This window comes from Streptomyces galbus (assembly GCF_005280195.1).
Classification (GTDB): domain Bacteria; phylum Actinomycetota; class Actinomycetes; order Streptomycetales; family Streptomycetaceae; genus Streptomyces; species Streptomyces galbus.
The window spans coordinates 123,967-139,696 of record NZ_SZPR01000012.1 but is presented as its reverse complement, the minus strand read 5'-3'; the positions used below and the strand labels follow the sequence as shown (position 1 = coordinate 139,696).

Genomic DNA, 15,730 nt, shown 5'->3' with positions numbered 1-15,730 from the left:
GTCCCCGGGCTCCCGACACTGACTTGCCGTTCAGTAACGCTCTCGGGTCCAGGAGTTCTGATGACCGCCCCGCACCTGTCCCTCACCTGGACCGACCACGTCACCGGCCGCCAGGGCTTCCTGGTGGTCGACCGGCTCGTGCGGGGCGTGTGCAGCGGGGGGCTGCGGATGCGGGACGGCTGCACGGCGGCGGAGGTGGCTGGGCTCGCCCGCGGCATGAGCATGAAGGAGGCGCTGCACTACGACCCCGACGCCCGCTACGTCCCCCTGGGCGGCGCCAAGGGCGGCATCGACTGCGACCCGCGGGACCCGGCCGCGTACGGGCTGCTGGTGCGCTACCTGCGCGCGGTGCGGCCGTACGTCGAGAGCTGCTGGACGACCGGTGAGGACCTGGGGCTGAGCCAGGACCTGGTCGACCGGGCGGCCGCCGAGGCGGGGCTGGTGTCGTCGATCCAGGCCGTCTACCCGCTGCTGCCGGACGAGGCGGCGGCCCGGGCCCGGCTCGCGGACGCCTTCGCCGTCGAGGTGGACGGGCTCGGGCTGGACGAGCTGGTCGGGGGCTGCGGGGTCGCCGAGTCGGTGCTGACCGCCCTGGACCGGGCCGGGGTGCCGTACGCGGGGACGCGCGTCGCGCTGCAGGGGCTCGGCACGATGGGCGGGGCGACGGCGCGGTTCCTCACGCGCGCGGGGCTGTCGGTGGTGGCCGTCGCGGACGTCAAGGGCACCCTCGCCAACCCGGCGGGCCTGGACGTGGAGGCGCTGCTCGCGGCGCGCGACGGACACGGCACCGTGGACCGCGCCGCGCTGCGGCCCGGGGACCGCGAACTGCCGGGCGGAGCGTGGCTGTCGGCCGACGCCGAGGTGCTCGTCCCGGCGGCCGTCTCCTGGGCGGTCGACCCCGGCAACCAGGAGCAGGTGCGGGCCCGCTGGATCGCGGAGGCGGCCAACATGCCGGTGGTGCCGCGGGCGGAGGAGCTGCTGCACGCGCGCGGGGTGACGGTACTGCCGGACGTGGTCGTCAACTCCGGCACCAACGCCTGGTGGTGGTGGACGCTGTTCGGCGACATCGGCCCCGACGCGGACGGGGCGTTCGCGCACGTCCGGCGGTCGATGCGGACACTGGTGGAGCGCGTGCTGTCCCGCGCGGACGCCGACGGCACGACGCCCCGGGCGGCCGCGCACGCCCTGGCCGAGGACCGGCTCGCGGCGATCGCGGAGCGTTTCCCGCCCCACCGGTGACGTGCCGCGGCGTCGGCCCACGGGCGGGAGGGAAGATCAGCGGCGCTGTGTAGGGTGACGGCGTGGCGAGGGTCCGGTTGAGCGTGGCCGAGCGGCGCGGGGAGTTGCTGCGGGCGGCCATCGAGCAGATCGAGCAGCGGGGTGTGGCGGCGGTCAGGATCGCCGACGTGGCCTCGGCGCTCGGCGTGAGCAACGCGCTGGTGCTCTACCACTTCTCGACCAAGGAGAAGCTGGTCGCCGCCGCCTTCGCCCGGGCCGCCGAGGACGACCTCGCCCACCTGCGCCGGCTGCTCGGGCGGCGCACCACGGCGCTGCGCCGGCTGCGGGCGGCGGTGCGCTGGTACGCCCCGACGGGCCCCGCCAAGGGCTGGCGGCTGTGGATCGAGGGCTGGGCGGTGTCGCTGCGCGAGCCCGCGCTGCGCGAGGTGGCCCGGGACCTGGACCGGGCGTGGAAGGCGGCGCTCGCCGAGGTGGTCGCCGAGGGCGTGGCGGCGGGCGAGTTCACCTGCCCCGACCCGGCCGCGACGGCGCTGAGGCTGACGGCGCTGCTCGACGGCTTCGCCGTCCAGCTCACGTCCTACGGCGGCACGGTGTCGCGGGCCCGGGCGCAGGAGTGGGTCGAGGAGGCGCTGGCCCGCGAACTCGGGCTCGCCGGGGCGGCCGTGGAGGCTCGGCAGGGCTGAACGGCCCGGAACGCGTGGCGCTCCCCGGCGGAGCGGGCCACGCGTCCGCGGGCCGTGCCGTGCGGCCCTCAGGCCACCTTGGTGATGCGCGTCCTGATGTCGTCCGGGGACAGCGCGCCCTTGGCGGTCACGTGGTCGCCCGAGGACTCGCCGCGCAGCCGGCGCCCGATCCAGGGCACCAGGTACTCGCGCGCCCAGTGCACGTCGTCGCGGCGGACCTCGAAGGTGCCGCGCGGCGGCAGCGGCGGCCAGGGCTGTTCCGGGTCGGCCGGCACCGGCAGGCCGAGGGCCTGGCCGGCGCGCAGCGCCACGCGCGTGTGGCCCTCCGGGGACAGGTGCAGCCGGTCGTGGTCCCAGGCCCGGCGGTCCCGCACGGACCGCAGCGACCACAGGTCGAGCACCGGACAGCCGTAGCGGTCGGCGACGGCGCGGACGTGTCCGTTGTAGGTGGCGATCTTGCCGCGCAGGTGCCGGAGCACCGGGACGCCACGGGTGTCGAAGCCGGTGGTCACGAGGACGGTGCCGGCCGCGGCGGTCAGGGTCGCGATCGCGCGCTCGAACCGCTCGGCGACCTCGTCGGGGTCGGTGCCCGGGCGGATGATGTCGTTGCCGCCCGCGCAGAACGACACCAGGTCGGGCGCGAGCCGGACCGCCTGCGGGACCTGGTCGGCCACGATCTGGTCGAGCAGCTTCCCGCGCACGGCGAGGTTGGTGTAGGTGAAGTCGCCTTCGGGCCGCCGGTCGGCGAGGAGCACCGCGAGCCGGTCGGCCCAGCCGACGAACGCGCCGTCGGGGCCGGGGTCGCCCACGCCCTCGGTGAAGCTGTCGCCCACCGCCACGTACGACCCGATCACTGATCTGCTGTCACTCTTCGAATCGTCTGCCACGTCAGGTCATGATCCTCCTTCGAATGTGACCTACGCGACCGTAGGCGGGGGTTGACGGGCGGTGAGATAAGACACCCCTAAAGAGTTTGCCAACAGGGGAATAAGAGCGCGGGGCGGAAAGCTGCGTTTCCCGGCCCGGACACACCGAAGGCCGGACCCAGGGGATGGGGCCCGGCCTTCGGTGGCGTGGGGGGTGCTGCGACGCGGGGGTCAGCCGACGGTGACGCCGTGCGCGCGCAGGTAGGCGACCGGGTCCACGTCGGAGCCGTAGTCCGGCGTGGTGCGGATCTCGAAGTGCAGGTGCGGGCCGGTCACGTTGCCGGTGGCACCGGACAGGCCTATCTGCTGGCCCTCGGTCACGGTCTGGCCGGCCGAGACGGAGAGCTGCGAGAGGTGGGCGTACTGGGCGTAGTAGCCGTCGTTGAGCTTGATGACGACCTGGTTGCCGTACGCGCCGCCCCAGCCGGCCGAGACGACGGTGCCCGCGGCGACGGCCTTGAGGGAGGTGCCGGTCGGGACGACGAAGTCGACACCGGTGTGGTAGCCGCTGGACCACATGCTGCCGGCCGTGTGGTAGGCGGTGCCGATGGTGGCGCCGGCGACCGGGAGGGTGTAGCCGGAGGAGGAGCCGGTGCTCTCGGCGGCCTGGGTGGCCGTCTTCTGCTCGGCCGGCTTCTCGGCCGGGGCCGAGGACTTGGCCGCGGAGGACTTCGGGGCGGAGGACTTGGACCCGGTCGAGGTGCCGGTCGCGGCCTTCTTGCCGAGCGACAGCTTCAGACCCGGGTGGATCAGCGACGGGTTGCCGCCGATGGCCTCGCGGTTGTCCTGGTACAGCTTCTTCCAGCCGCCGGGGACGTGCTGCTCGGCGGCGATCTTCGACAGGTAGTCGCCGGCCCGGACCGTGTAGGTCGTGCGGGCGGCGGACTTCTCGTGCGCGTCGGCCTGCTGCGGCGCGGCGGAGACCGACTGCGCGGCCGACTGGGCCGGAGCGGCGTGGGCGCCGGCGGCCCCCATCAGCGGGAGGGCGAGCGCGGCGCCGCCGGTTCCGGCGACGGCGAGGGAACGGGTGAAACGCTGGACCTTGGGACGGCGGTGCTTACCCTTCGCGGGCATGGCGAATTCCTCTCCGGCGCCTACGAGGTGAGCTGTCGGGTGCGGACTGGAGATGTCCGGCCGTGTGCGGGCACACGGCTTTACCCCGAGCCGTTCCGGGAACCGGAACAGGCGGTGTACCTGTGGGTCCCCCGCTCCTGCCGTGCACGGGTGGGTGTGCGGACCCCGGACGGCGGCAGGATTAGGCGTCCGTCCGGATTGGTGTGGAACGTAAGCGACCCGGACGCGGCGAAACAAGCGGTGGTTCCACGGAACGGGCATTTCCCTTGATCCCTTTCCGGAATTCACCGTCACCCAGCGTCCACGGAAAGACCCTTTTCCCCGTCAATTCCCGCGCGGAATCCCAGCATTACGTGAACATGACGGACAACGCACCGTCACGGATATGACGATGCTCACGCGACGCCGCGCCACCTCTCCCCATTTCACAGCGAGTTGACATGAAGGCCGTCAATACGGACAGAACGCTCAGACGCGACGCAGGCGAACAACCGCGGCATCCAGGTCACCGCGCAGCCCGGTCGGCAGTCCGTGGTGCAGCAGCACCGCACCCCGGTGGATCTCGCCCGTTTCGCGGCATTCGTACGCCGCGGTCGGGTCGAGCCCGCGCAGCCGCACCGCCGGCACCGGCTCGCCGTACCGCTGGGCCTCCAGCCAGGCCAGCACCACCGTCTCGTCGCCGCGGACGTACTGCACGGCGCTCGGACCGCCCTGCGCGAGGCCCGGGGGCCGCAGCCGGTAGAGGTCGCCGTGCTGCACCACGGGCCGGATCTCCTTGTACAGGGCGACCCATCCGGCGGCCTCGGCCAGCTCCTCCTCGCTCCAGGCGGTGAGATCGCCGCCGACCCCGAGCACGCCGGCCATGGCGCTGACGAAGCGGAAGCGCAAGGTGCTGACGCGGCCGTTGAGCTGCGTGTTCGGGCTGTCGGTGACCCACGCGGCCATGACCCGCGCGGGGTGGAGCTGGCTGAAGCCGTGCTGGATGGCGAGCCGGTCCAGCGGGTCGGTGTTGTCGGAGGTCCACACCTGGTCCGTACGGCTCAGCATCCCCAGGTCGATGCGCCCGCCGCCGCCCGAGCAGGACTCGAAGGCCACGTGCGGGTGGGCCGCGCGCAGCCGGTCCAGCAGGGCGTACAGCGCGTGGACGTGGTCGACCCACAGGCGCTGCGGGTACGGGTCGCCCGGCCAGCCCGCGTCGGTGAAGCAGCGGTTGAAGTCCCACTTGACGTAGTCGATCGGGGCGTCGGACAGCAGCGCGTCGAGCCGCTGCCAGAGGTACTCCTGGACGTCCTCGCGGGCCAGGTTGAGCACCAGTTGGTTGCGCAGCTCCGTGCGCGTCCGGCCCGTCTGGTACTGCACCCAGTCGGGGTGCGCCCGGTACAGGTCGCTGTCCGGGTTGACCATCTCGGGCTCGACCCAGATGCCGAACCGCATCCCGAAGTCGTGCACCCGGTCGGCGAGCGGCCTGAGCCCGGAGGGGAAGCGGTCGGGGTTGGGCGTCCAGTCGCCGAGCCCGGCCCGGTCGCTGGTGCGCGCCCCGAACCAGCCGTCGTCCACCACGAACAGCTCCACGCCCATCGCCGCGGCCCGGCGGGCCAGGGCGAGCTGCTGCTCCTCGGAGATGTCGAAGGTGGTGGCCTCCCAGGAGTTGAACAGCACGGGCCGGTCCCGGTCGGCGTCGGGGATCACGTACGCGCGCTGGTACGCGTGCCAGGCGCGGCTCGCGCCGCCGTGGCCGGCGTCGGTCCACAGACCGGCGAAGACGGGCGTGGTGAAGCTCCCGCCGGGCGCGAGGCGCAGCAGGCCGGAGTCGTCGTGTCCGGCGCCGCCGGTGACCTGCACGCGCGCGTCGGGCAGTTGGGCGACGGCGATCCGCCAGGAGCCCGACCAGCCGAGCGCGCAGCCGTACACCTCGCCGCTCTCCTCCGTGGCGTCGGTGTCCAGCGCGACCCACGGCAGGTGCTGGTGGCCGGTGTGGCCGCGGCGGCTGCCGATCACCTTCTCGCCGTAGGTGAGCGGGGAGCGCACCAGCCGGGACTCGGCGGCCCACCGGCCGTGGAGCTGGGACAGCCGCCAGCCCTCGCGGTGGGGCAGGGTCCAGGTGGCGGAGTCGGCGCGCAGCAGCTCCAGGGGCGTCCCGCCCTCGTTGGCGAGGGTCGCCCAGCGCTCCACGACGTCGTCGCGCATGCGGTAGTGCAGCGTCACGGCCAGCCCGCCGTCACGGAAGCGCAGCCGCAGCTCGCCGTCCCCTGCGACGGTGTGGCCCTCGAAGCGCCACTCGGTGCCGCGGCGCACGTCATCGCGCACGGACAGGGCGGGCCGCACGAAGCGCGGGCCGCCCTCGACGGGGTACTCCTCGCGGCCGTCGAGGGGCGACTCGAAGGGCCAGTACGCCTCAGGCGGCGCGGCGGCCAGGGCCTCGGCGTCGGCCGGGGCGATGCGCGGGCCCCAGTGGAGGTTGACGAGCGTGTCGTCCTCCGTGACGTGGAGCGCGTAGCTGCTCGTGGGCCCCGACAGGAGCCAGGTGCGGCCGGCGGCGACGGTCTCGGGCATCAAACCCCCACTGAATCCAACAGGTGCGATCAAGTTCCGACATCATCGGGGGTGACGGGCGGTCCGGCAATGCCTGTGGACGACTCTTCCCCCAGGTTGGACGGACCGTTGCCCGAGGTATCCATGTCGTAGGGTCGGGGGACGTCCCGCCGACCACACCACGAGCCGCGTGGGCGGAGACCGACCGGGAGGGAGCCCCCGTGACGCAGCAGATACCGTCGACCGAGCCCGAACTGGCCGGCGTGCGCAACTTCCGTGACGTGGGGGGCCTGCCCACCGTGGACGGCCGGCGGGTGCGCCACGGCGTGCTGTTCCGCAGCGGCCACCTCGCGCACGCGACCGCCGAGGACGCCGCGTTCCTGTCCTCGCTGGGGCTGCACACGGTCTTCGACTTCCGCAACGCGGCCGACCAGAAGCTGGAGGGCCCGGACGTCGAGCTGCCGGGCGTGCGCAACGTGAACCTGCCGCTGTCCGACCCGGCGGACGGCGCGGAGTTCTGGAAGCTGGTCCGCGACGGCGACATCGAGCAGTTGCGCGCCCTCCTCGCGGACGGCAGGGCGGCGGACCGGATGATCGCCTCGTACCGCTCGATCATCCGGCAGCGCACCGCCGAGCACGCGCGCGTGCTGCACGCGCTGGCGGACGACAGCGTCCCGGCCCTGATGCACTGTGCGGCCGGCAAGGACCGGGCCGGGCTGTCCGTCGCGGTGACGCTGCTCGCGCTCGACGTGGAGCGCGACGCCATCCTCGCCGACTACCTGGAGTCCAACGCCAAGCACCGGCGCTACCGGGTGAAGCGCAGCGGCACCGCCGGCTCCGCGTACTCCCCGGAGGTGATGGAGCTGCTCAGCCCCCTGTTCGACGCCCGCGCCGAGTACCTGACGGCGGCGTTCGAGACGATCGAGGAGACCTGGGGCGGGGTGGACGCCTACCTGGAGCAGGGGCTGGGACTCACCCCGCGGACCCGCGACCGGCTGCGGGAGCGGCTGCTCGACTGAGCCGGCGCTCCCGGTGCCGCCGGGGCGTCGGCCTACTGGCTGGCGCCCACCTCGAACAGCAGCCAGATGAAGGCGGCGAGGACGTGTCCCACCGCGATGTAGATGATCAGCCGGATCCACAGGGAGCGGGGGAACCGCTCCTCGCGGCTGTCCTGGCGTTCGGTCATGGCGTCTCTCCGGGGGTGGGGCCCAGGCACAGCGTGGCCGTGGGGCTCTGCAGCAGGGTGTGGACGAACAGCAGGTCGACCCCGTCGGGGTCCTCGGCGGCCAGGCGGTGCGGGGTGAGCGAGTCGAAGTGGGCCCCGTCACCGGGTCCGAGCAGGTGGGCGGTGTCGCCCAGGCGCAGGCGCAGGCGCCCGCGCAGGACGTGCAGCCACTCCTCCCCCGGGTGCACCCGCACGATGTCGCCCTGGGAGCCGTACGGGACGTGCACGCGCAGGGCCTGCATCGCCCGTCCGGCCGCACCGGCCTGCCAGTACGTCCAGCCGCCCGCCCGGGTCGGCTCCCTGTCGCCGGCGCGCACGACGGCGTCCCGGTCGGCGACCGACTCGTCGAGGAGTTCCGCGACCGTCGTACCGTAGATGCGGGCGAGCGCCAGCAGCATCGGCAGCGACGGCTGGCGCTGCCCGGTCTCCAGACGGGACAGATGGGCCGGCGACAGCCCGGCGGAACGGGCCGCGGCCTCCAGGGTGAGACCCGTGCGGCGGCGCAGGGCCCGAAGCTGCGGGGCCACGGCCGTCAGGTCGTCCGCCCCGGACGGGGACTCGGGCGTGCTCATCCGTCCATTCAGCCCGCTTCTTGCCTCTGGGGCAAATTTTTTGCCCCAGAGGCAAATCCGGGCGGGCGGTCAGCGGTGGGCCACCGCCTGTTTGATCAGCGTCCTGCCGAAGTCCCACATCAGCCCGCCCCCGGTGTGGGCGTCGTCCATCACGTCGGTGAAGGCCTCGACGAACCGGTCGGCGTCCTGGTCCGTGATGACCAGCGGCGGGATCAGCTTGATCACCTCCAGGTGGTCGCCGGAGACCTGGGTGAGGATGCGGTGGCGCTGGAGCAGCGGCACCACGACCATCTGCGCGAACAGGCCCTTGCGGGCGGCCTGGAGCATCGCCCAGCGGCTGCGCAGCTTCAGCGAGGCGGGCCGGCCGAACTCGATGCCGATCATCAGGCCCCGCCCGCGCACGTCGGCCAGCAGCTCGTACTCATCGGTCAGCGCGGTGAGCCGTGACTTCAGCCGCTCTCCCACCGCGCGCGCGTGGGCGACGACCTGCTCGTTCTCCATGACGGCCAGCACGGCCAGCCCGGCCGCCATGGCCTGCGCGTTGGAGCCGAAGCTCGCCGAGTGGACCAGCACCCGGTCCATGGACGAGTAGACCTTCTTGAAGATCCAGTCCCGGCCCAGCGTGGCACCGACGGGCACGTACCCGCCGGACAGCGCCTTGGCCACGCACACCAGGTCCGGCTCGACGCCCTCCTCGTGCTGGTAGGCGTAGAAGTCGCCGGTGCGGCCCAGGCCGGTCTGCACCTCGTCGGCGATCAGCAGCGCCTTGTGGCGGTGCAGCAGCTCCTGTGCGGCGCGCAGGTAGCCGGGCGGGGCCTCGTGGACGCCCTTGCCCTGGATCGGCTCGACGATCAGGGCGGCCACGTCGCCCTTGCGCAGCTCGCGCGCGAGGGCGTCGAGGTCGCCGAGCGGTACGGCGGTGTCGGGCAGCAGCGGCGCGAAGCCGTCGCGGAAGCCGGACTCGCCGTTGACCGACAGGGAACCCGTGGTCAGGCCGTGGAAGGCGTGCTCGCAGTAGAGCACGCGCGGCCTGCCGGTGGCGTAGCGGGCGAACTTCAGCGCGGTCTCCACCGCCTCCGTGCCGCTGTTGCCGAAGAACACGCGGTCCAGGTGCGGGCTGTGCGTCAGCAGCTTCTCGGCGAGCAGGCCGGGCAGCGGCTGGCAGTCGAACCGGGTGAGGTCGGCGAGGCTCAGGTCGAGGACGTCGTGCAGCGCCCTGCGGACGACCGGGTGGTGGCGGCCGAGGCCCATCACGCCGAAGCCGGCGAGCATGTCGAGGTGGTCGTGGCCCTCGGCGTCGAAGAAGTGGGCTCCCTCGGCGCGCTCGTAGACCTTGTCGAAGCCGATGGTGTGCAGCATGCGCGGGAGCTGCGGGTTGAGGTACTTGCTGTGCAGTGCGTAGCGTTCGGCTCCGCGTTCGGCCAGCAGCGCGCCGAGGTCGAATCCCCCGGGCGCCGCCGACGGCGACGAGGAGGACGGGGACGCGGATTCCGCGGTGGTCATGCGTGGGTCTCCTTGGAGGGCTTCGCGTCGGCGGCGGGCTGCTGCGCCGGGGGGTGTGCGAGGGGGGCGCGGGCCGGGGGCGCGCCGTCGGTCCCGTCGGCCCGCAGGGCCAGGCTCGCGCTGATCCGTCCCGCGATCTCGACCGGGGTGAGCCCGATGTCGGCGAGCACCTCGCCGCGCTTGGCGTGGGCGAGGAACTGCTCGGGGATGCCGAACCGCCGTACGGGGACGTCGACCTCGGCGTCGCCCAGGGCCAGCGCGACCGCCGAACCCACACCCGCCGCGCGGCTGTTGTCCTCCACGACGGCCACCAGGCGGTGCTCGGCGGCGAGGTGGGGCAGGGCCGGGTCGACGGGCTTGACCCAGCGCGGGTCGACGACGGTGCAGCCGATGCCCCGGGCCCGGAGCAGATCGGCGGCCTGCAGGCACACCGGCGCCATCACACCGACCGCGACCAGCAGCACCTCGGGCCGTTCGGCGCGGTGCAGCACGTCCAGGCCGCCGACCCGGTCCAGCGCCGGGACCGCGGGGCCCACCGACTCCTTGGGGAAGCGCACCAGCGTCGGCGCGTCGTCCACGGCGACCGCCTCCCGGAGCTGGAGCCGCAACTGGTCGGCGTCGCGCGGCGCGGCGATCCGCAGGCCCGGCACGACCTGCAGCACCGACATGTCCCACATGCCGTTGTGCGAGGGCCCGTCGACGCCGGTGACCCCGGCCCGGTCGAGGACGAAGGTCACGCCGCAGCGGTGCAGCGCCACGTCCATCAGCAGTTGGTCGAAGGCACGGTTGAGGAACGTGGCGTACACGGCGACGACGGGGTGCAGCCCGCCGGTGGCCAGCCCGGCCGCGCTGACGGTGGCGTGCTGCTCGGCGATGCCGACGTCCCACACGCGGTCGGGGAACCGTGCGGCGAAGGGGCCGAGGCCGACCGGGTGGAGCATCGCGGCGGTCAGGGCGACCACGTCGTCCCGCTCCTCGGCGATGCGCACGATCTCCTCGCCGAACACCGAGGTCCAGGACGGTCCGGCGGCCGGGGTGAGGGGCTCGCAGGTGCGCGGGTCCATCGCGCCGACGGTGTGGAAGTGGTCCTCCTCGTGGGCGAGGGCGGGCTCGTAGCCGCGGCCCTTCTCGGTGAGGCAGTGGACCAGCACGGGGCCGTGGAAGCGCTTGGCGCGGCGCAGCGCCGACTCCACCGCCCCGATGTCGTGCCCGTCGATGGGCCCGACGTACTTCAGGCCCAGGTCCTCGAACATGCCCTGCGGCGCGAAGGCGTCCTTGAAGCCCTTCTTCGCGCCGTGCAGGGACTCGTAGACGGTGGCGCCGACGACCGGGGTGCGCAGCAGGACGTCCTTGCCCCAGGCGAGCACCTTCTCGTAGCCGTCGGTGGTGCGCAGCGTGGCGAGGTGGTCGGCGAGGCCGCCGATGGTGGGCGCGTAGGAGCGCTCGTTGTCGTTGACGACGATGATCAGCGGCCGGTCGCGGGCCGCCGCGATGTTGTTGAGCGCCTCCCAGGCCATGCCGCCGGTGAGCGCGCCGTCGCCGATGACCGCGACGACGTGTCCCTCCTCGCCGCGCACCTGACGGGCCTTGGCGAGGCCGTCGGCCCAGCCCAGCGCGGTGGAGGCGTGGCTGTTCTCGATGACGTCGTGCTCGGACTCCTCGCGGGAGGGGTAGCCGGACAGGCCGCCCTTGCCGCGCAGCTTGGAGAAGTCCTGACGGCCCGTCACCAGCTTGTGCACATAACTCTGGTGGCCGGTGTCCCACAGGATGCGGTCGGCCGGCGACGCGAAGACGCGGTGCAGGGCGAGGGTCAGCTCCACCACGCCGAGGTTGGGCCCGAGGTGACCCCCGGTCCTGGCCACGGCCTGCACCAGGAACTCCCTGATCTCCTCGGACAGTTCGCGCAGTTCCGTCTCGGACAGCGCCTTCAGGTCGCGTGGTTGCCGGATGCTCTCCAGAATCGTCACTCGGGCCCCCTTCGGTCCGTGCTGTTCAGCTCACGGTGACGGCCGGCTCCCCCGGGGCGACGCCGTCCTGTTCATCGACCGCGCCCACCGCCACCGGGGCCCCGCCGCCGACCGCCACCGGCCCGGCCCGGACACGCCGCGACACGCGCCGCTCGGCGATCGGCCGGGCCGGTACCTCGGGGACGCCCGAGGGAGACGGCGGTCATGCGCTCAGTCCCGGTTCCCGGAGACCGTCTCGCGCATGGCCCGCAGCGACTCCTTGAGCGAGCCCATGGTGGCGAGGACGGCGGTGGGCTCGTAGCCGCAGTGCGCCATGCAGTTGGCGCAGCGCGGGTCCTTGCCGCGGCCGTACTTGTCCCAGTCGGTCTTCTCGATCAGCTCGCGGTACGTCGGCACGTAGCCGTCGCTCATCAGGTAGCAGGGGCGCTGCCAGCCGAAGAGGGAGTAGTTGGGGATCGCCCAGGCGGTGCAGGGGAAGTCGACCTTGCCCTCGAGGAAGTCGAGGAACAGCGGGGAGTGGTTGAGCCGCCAGCGGCGCCGGTTGCCGCCGGAGAACGCCTTCTTGAACAGCTCCCGGGTCTGCTCCACGCCCAGGAAGTGCTCCTGGTCGGGCGCCTTCTCGTAGGCGTAGGCGGGCGAGATCATCATCTCGTCGACCTGGAGGTCGTCGTTGAGGAAGTTCAGCACCTCGATGATGGTCTGCGGGGTGTCCGTGTTGAAGAAGGTCGAGTTGGTGGTCACCCGGAACCCGCGCCGCTTGGCCTCCTTGATGGCCGCCACGGCCTCGTCGAACACGCCCTCCTTGGCCACCGACTCGTCGTGCCGCTCGCGCAGCCCGTCGATGTGCACGGCGAAGGCGAAATAGGGCGAGGGCGTGAACCTGTCCATCTTCTTGCGCAGCAGCATGGCGTTGGTGCAGAGGAAGACGTACTTCTTCTTCGCCACCAGCTGACGCACGATCTCATCGATCTGGGGGTGCATCAGGGGTTCGCCGCCGGCGATGGACACCATCGGCGCACCCGACTCCAGCACCGCTCCCACGGCCTGGGCGACCGGCATGCGCTGCTTGAGCACCCCGGCGGGGTGCTGGATCTTGCCGCAGCCCTCGCACTTGAGGTTGCAGGCGAAGAGCGGTTCGAGCTCCACGATCAGCGGGAACTTGTCGCGCTTGCGGAGCTTCTGTTCGGCAAGGTATGTAGCGACCTTGATGGACTGGCGCAGCGGCATGGCCATCGGGCTCACCTCCGGGGGAGCAGCACATTACGGTGCCATTCGAAAAAAGTAGGAAGCACGGATCGAAGGACGCGGAATGCCGATATTCCCCCGCGTACCGTGCCGATCCGGACGAGTTCATGTTCTGGAGCGTCCACGACCACACGGACGGCCGCAACCGGGCGCCCGCCGGCGCGCACCGCGCTCAGCAGCGTGGCCGCGGACTCCATGTCCACCGCGATCGCGCCGGTGGCCCGCAGCGCGGACCGCTCCGGGCCGCGCACCACGTGGTCGGAGCCGGTCAGGGGCCCGGTGTGGACGGTGCGGCCGGGCAGGGTGCGCGCGAGTTCCTTGACCAGCAGCTCGGTGCCGACGCAGGGGATCGTGCCGCGCGGGTCGCGGGTCTCCTCGGCGACCACGAGGTCACCGGGGTGCATGCCGGGGGCGAGGCCCGCGCAGAAGCCGGTGGCGAGCACCGCCGCCCCCTGGAGCGCCGGGTCGGCCAGGACCCGGGTGACGGACCGCTCGGCCGCCTTCGGTCCCATGCCGGTGCGCAGGACCGTGACGGGCCCGCCCGCCCCGTCGCGGTCGCCGGTGCGCAGGGCGAGGTGCTCGATGCCGAGCGCGCAGGCGATCAGCAGCGGCGGGACCGGGGCGGGCCGTACGCTCATCAGCCGGCCTCGGCCTCGGCGGCGGACGCCACGGGTTTCTGCGCGGTCCTCGGCTTGACGGCCTGGTTGGCGAACGGCTCCCCGTGGAGGTACCGGCCGAGCGCGGTGAGCGGGAAGACCTGCCGGTAGAGGTGGTAGTTGATGGAGAAGTCCCAGGGGAAGCCGGTGCCGGTGAAGTACGGCTCGTCCCAGCCGCCGTCCTCCCGCTGGGTGCGGGCCAGCCACTCGACGCCGCGCTCGACGGCCCGGGACTCCCGCTCCCCCGCGGCCAGCAGCGCGAGCAGGGCCCACGCGGTCTGCGAGGCGGTGGAGGCGCCCCGGCCGCTCCACCGGCCCGGGTCCTGGTAGGAGCGCAGGTCCTCGCCCCAGCCGCCGTCGTCGTTCTGCACCCGCTCCAGCCACGACACCGCGCGCCGGATCGCCGGGTGCTCGGTGGACAGTCCCGCCGCGGTCAGCGCGGGCACCACGGAACCGGTGCCGTAGACGTAGTTGACGCCCCAGCGCCCGAACCACGAGCCGTCGGGCTCCTGTTCGGCGAGCAGCCACTCGATGCCGCGCCGGGTGCGCGGGTCGTGGGCGTAGCCCTCCACGGCGAGCATCTCCACGACGTGCGCGGTGACGTCGGCCGAGGGCGGGTCGATGACCTCGCCGAAGTCGCAGAACGGCAGCCGGTTGGGGAAGGGGCTGGTGTTGTCGACGTCGAACGCGCCCCACGCGCCGTTCCTGGACTGCATGCCGAGGTTCCAGCGCACCCCGCGCGCGATCGCGTTCTCCACGCGCTCGGGGTCGTGGTGGCGCACCCGGCGCAGTGCCAGGACCACCTCGGCGGTGTCGTCCATGTCCGGGTAGTTGTCGTTGTGGAACTCGAACGCCCAGCCGCCCGGCGGGAGTTCGGGACGGCGCACGGACCAGTCGCCGGGCCGGACGACCTGTTCGCCGAGCATCCAGTCGGCGGCCTTGACCAGTTGCGGGTGGTCGGCGGGCAGGCCGGCGTCGGCGAGCGCGATGGTGGCCAGGCAGGTGTCCCACACCGGCGACTGGCACGCCTCGATCATCCGGGCGCCGTCCTCGCGCCACACGGCGTAGCGGTCGAGGGACTCCAGTCCGGCCCGCATCACGGGGTGTTCGAGGTCGTAGCCCAGCAGGTACAGCGCGATGACCGAGTACACCGCGGGCGGTTGGATGCCTCCCCAGCAGCCGTCGTTCTCCTGCCGCTCGATGATCCAGCGGGCGGCGGAGTTGAGCGCCGCCCTGCGCAGCCGGCGCACGGCGACCGACCGGTAGCCGCGCACGACCTTGTCGAGCCGCTGGAACACGCCGTCCCAGCTCGCCACGGGGGCCGGCGGCCGGGGCGGGTTGGGGTTCGCCGGGTCGGTGTGCAGCTCGTCCAGCGGGAAGGGCGCCGGGCGCACCGGGCGCTTGGCCGAGACGACGGTGAGCGGCACGATCGTCTGGCGGGCCCAGCAGCCGAAGTTGTAGATGCTGAGCGGGAACCACTTGGGGAAGTAGAGGAGTTCCGGCGGCAGTTCGGGCAGGTCCTCCCACTTCCACCAGCCGAACAGCGCGAGCCAGATGCGGGTGAAGACGCGGGCCGCCGCGATGCCGCCCCGCTCGCGGACCCAGGCGGACGCCCTGGCCATGTGGGGGGCGTCAGGGGTGTCGCCGGCCAGGCGCAGGGCGACGTAGGCCTCGACGGTGGCGGACAGGTCACCGGGGCCGCCGTAGAAGGTGGCCCAGGCGCCGTCCTCGCGCTGCTCCCCGCGGATGAAGAGGGCGGCGGCCCCCACCGTCGCCTCGTCCAGGATGCCGAGGAACTGGCGCAGCAGGAGGTCCTCGGCGTCCATGGTGACGTTCGTCTCGAGGTCCCCCTTCCACCAGCCCTCGTCGTCCTGCAGGGAGAGCAGGAAGTCGGTGGCGCGCCGCATGGCGCGTTCGGCGGTCCGGGGCACCCCGGCCGCCTCGGGAGTGGTGATGCGGGTGGTGTCGCTGGCCGAGGCAGCGCGGGGCGGGAGGGCCCCGGTGCTTCCGTCGGTCGTCGCTGTCATGGCTTCCCCTTCGTGCAGTCGTGCAAGTCGTGCTGCTGTGGGTCCGCCGTCGGCCGGTGCTGAGGGTCGGCGCCCAGGGGC

General features: G+C 73.0%; 13 protein-coding genes and 1 riboswitch. Of the genes, 3 read left to right on the top strand and 10 right to left on the bottom strand.

Features of this window, described 5'->3' with window-relative positions; all coding sequences use genetic code 11:
• The first annotated feature begins 60 nt into the window (after positions 1-60).
• Both E4U92_RS13610 and E4U92_RS13605 read left to right on the top strand, forming a co-directional pair.
• On the top strand, positions 61-1,239 hold the full coding sequence (locus E4U92_RS13610; RefSeq protein WP_137300634.1) for a Glu/Leu/Phe/Val dehydrogenase dimerization domain-containing protein: 1,179 nt from the start codon (positions 61-63) through the stop codon (positions 1,237-1,239).
• Between the two features lie 62 nt (positions 1,240-1,301).
• Complete coding sequence (locus E4U92_RS13605; protein WP_137300633.1) at positions 1,302-1,922, top strand: TetR/AcrR family transcriptional regulator; 621 nt, start codon at positions 1,302-1,304, stop codon at positions 1,920-1,922.
• Between the two features lie 68 nt (positions 1,923-1,990).
• On the opposite strand, the gene E4U92_RS13600 is transcribed toward E4U92_RS13605, so the two are convergent.
• From E4U92_RS13600 to E4U92_RS13590, 3 genes are all read right to left on the bottom strand, one after another.
• Positions 1,991-2,776: an SGNH/GDSL hydrolase family protein gene (locus E4U92_RS13600; protein WP_137301096.1), complete on the bottom strand. Its 786-nt coding sequence runs from the start codon at positions 2,774-2,776 to the stop codon at positions 1,991-1,993.
• 243 nt (positions 2,777-3,019) lie between these two features.
• Entirely contained in the window at positions 3,020-3,922 is a 903-nt protein-coding gene (locus E4U92_RS13595) for a M23 family metallopeptidase (protein ID WP_137300632.1), read from the bottom strand.
• A gap of 4 nt (positions 3,923-3,926) precedes the next feature.
• Positions 3,927-4,085: riboswitch (cyclic di-AMP (ydaO/yuaA leader) on the bottom strand.
• Between the two features lie 305 nt (positions 4,086-4,390).
• Positions 4,391-6,475, bottom strand: a complete 2,085-nt coding sequence (locus tag E4U92_RS13590; RefSeq protein WP_137300631.1) for an alpha-galactosidase — start codon at positions 6,473-6,475, stop codon at positions 4,391-4,393.
• Between the two features lie 200 nt (positions 6,476-6,675).
• Between E4U92_RS13590 and E4U92_RS13585 the strand changes: the two genes are divergently transcribed.
• Positions 6,676-7,473 carry a tyrosine-protein phosphatase gene (locus tag E4U92_RS13585; RefSeq protein ID WP_137300630.1) on the top strand — a complete coding sequence of 266 codons (798 nt, stop codon included), beginning with the start codon at positions 6,676-6,678 and terminating at the stop codon, positions 7,471-7,473.
• Between the two features lie 32 nt (positions 7,474-7,505).
• Here the strand turns inward: E4U92_RS13585 and E4U92_RS13580 are convergent, their stop codons facing one another.
• From E4U92_RS13580 to shc, 7 genes are all read right to left on the bottom strand, one after another.
• Positions 7,506-7,640 (bottom strand): DUF6126 family protein, encoded by a 135-nt coding sequence (locus E4U92_RS13580; RefSeq protein WP_137300629.1) that lies wholly within the window; start codon positions 7,638-7,640, stop codon positions 7,506-7,508.
• Positions 7,637-8,251, bottom strand: a complete 615-nt coding sequence (locus tag E4U92_RS13575) for a helix-turn-helix domain-containing protein (protein ID WP_137300628.1) — start codon at positions 8,249-8,251, stop codon at positions 7,637-7,639. The genes E4U92_RS13580 and E4U92_RS13575 overlap by 4 nt, the downstream gene beginning before the upstream one ends.
• 69 nt (positions 8,252-8,320) lie before the next feature.
• Complete coding sequence (locus tag E4U92_RS13570; protein ID WP_137300627.1) at positions 8,321-9,754, bottom strand: aspartate aminotransferase family protein; 1,434 nt, start codon at positions 9,752-9,754, stop codon at positions 8,321-8,323.
• Complete coding sequence (dxs, locus tag E4U92_RS13565; RefSeq protein ID WP_137300626.1) at positions 9,751-11,721, bottom strand: 1-deoxy-D-xylulose-5-phosphate synthase; 1,971 nt, start codon at positions 11,719-11,721, stop codon at positions 9,751-9,753. Before dxs ends, E4U92_RS13570 begins: the two co-directional genes overlap by 4 nt.
• A 210-nt stretch (positions 11,722-11,931) precedes the next feature.
• The gene (gene hpnH, locus E4U92_RS13560; RefSeq protein ID WP_137300625.1) at positions 11,932-12,954 is read right to left on the bottom strand and encodes an adenosyl-hopene transferase HpnH; all 1,023 of its coding nucleotides are present in this window, start codon (positions 12,952-12,954) and stop codon (positions 11,932-11,934) included.
• 5 nt (positions 12,955-12,959) lie between these two features.
• On the bottom strand, positions 12,960-13,604 hold the full coding sequence (locus E4U92_RS13555) for a phosphorylase family protein (protein ID WP_137300624.1): 645 nt from the start codon (positions 13,602-13,604) through the stop codon (positions 12,960-12,962).
• The gene (gene shc, locus E4U92_RS13550) at positions 13,604-15,649 is read right to left on the bottom strand and encodes a squalene--hopene cyclase (RefSeq protein WP_137300623.1); all 2,046 of its coding nucleotides are present in this window, start codon (positions 15,647-15,649) and stop codon (positions 13,604-13,606) included. Before shc ends, E4U92_RS13555 begins: the two co-directional genes overlap by 1 nt.
• Positions 15,650-15,730 lie beyond the last annotated feature (81 nt).

Excerpts from the sequence above, each read along its gene's own strand:
- E4U92_RS13610 (WP_137300634.1), top strand. The coding sequence starts at position 61 with ATGACCGCCCCGCACCTGTCCCTCACCTGGACCGACCACGTCACCGGC.
- E4U92_RS13595 (WP_137300632.1), bottom strand. The coding sequence starts at position 3,922 with ATGCCCGCGAAGGGTAAGCACCGCCGTCCCAAGGTCCAGCGTTTCACC.
- E4U92_RS13590 (WP_137300631.1), bottom strand. The coding sequence starts at position 6,475 with ATGCCCGAGACCGTCGCCGCCGGCCGCACCTGGCTCCTGTCGGGGCCC.
- E4U92_RS13580 (WP_137300629.1), bottom strand. The coding sequence starts at position 7,640 with ATGACCGAACGCCAGGACAGCCGCGAGGAGCGGTTCCCCCGCTCCCTG.
- E4U92_RS13575 (WP_137300628.1), bottom strand. The coding sequence starts at position 8,251 with ATGAGCACGCCCGAGTCCCCGTCCGGGGCGGACGACCTGACGGCCGTG.
- E4U92_RS13570 (WP_137300627.1), bottom strand. The coding sequence starts at position 9,754 with ATGACCACCGCGGAATCCGCGTCCCCGTCCTCCTCGTCGCCGTCGGCG.
- hpnH (WP_137300625.1), bottom strand. The coding sequence starts at position 12,954 with ATGGCCATGCCGCTGCGCCAGTCCATCAAGGTCGCTACATACCTTGCC.
- E4U92_RS13555 (WP_137300624.1), bottom strand. The coding sequence starts at position 13,604 with ATGAGCGTACGGCCCGCCCCGGTCCCGCCGCTGCTGATCGCCTGCGCG.
- shc (WP_137300623.1), bottom strand. The coding sequence starts at position 15,649 with ATGACAGCGACGACCGACGGAAGCACCGGGGCCCTCCCGCCCCGCGCT.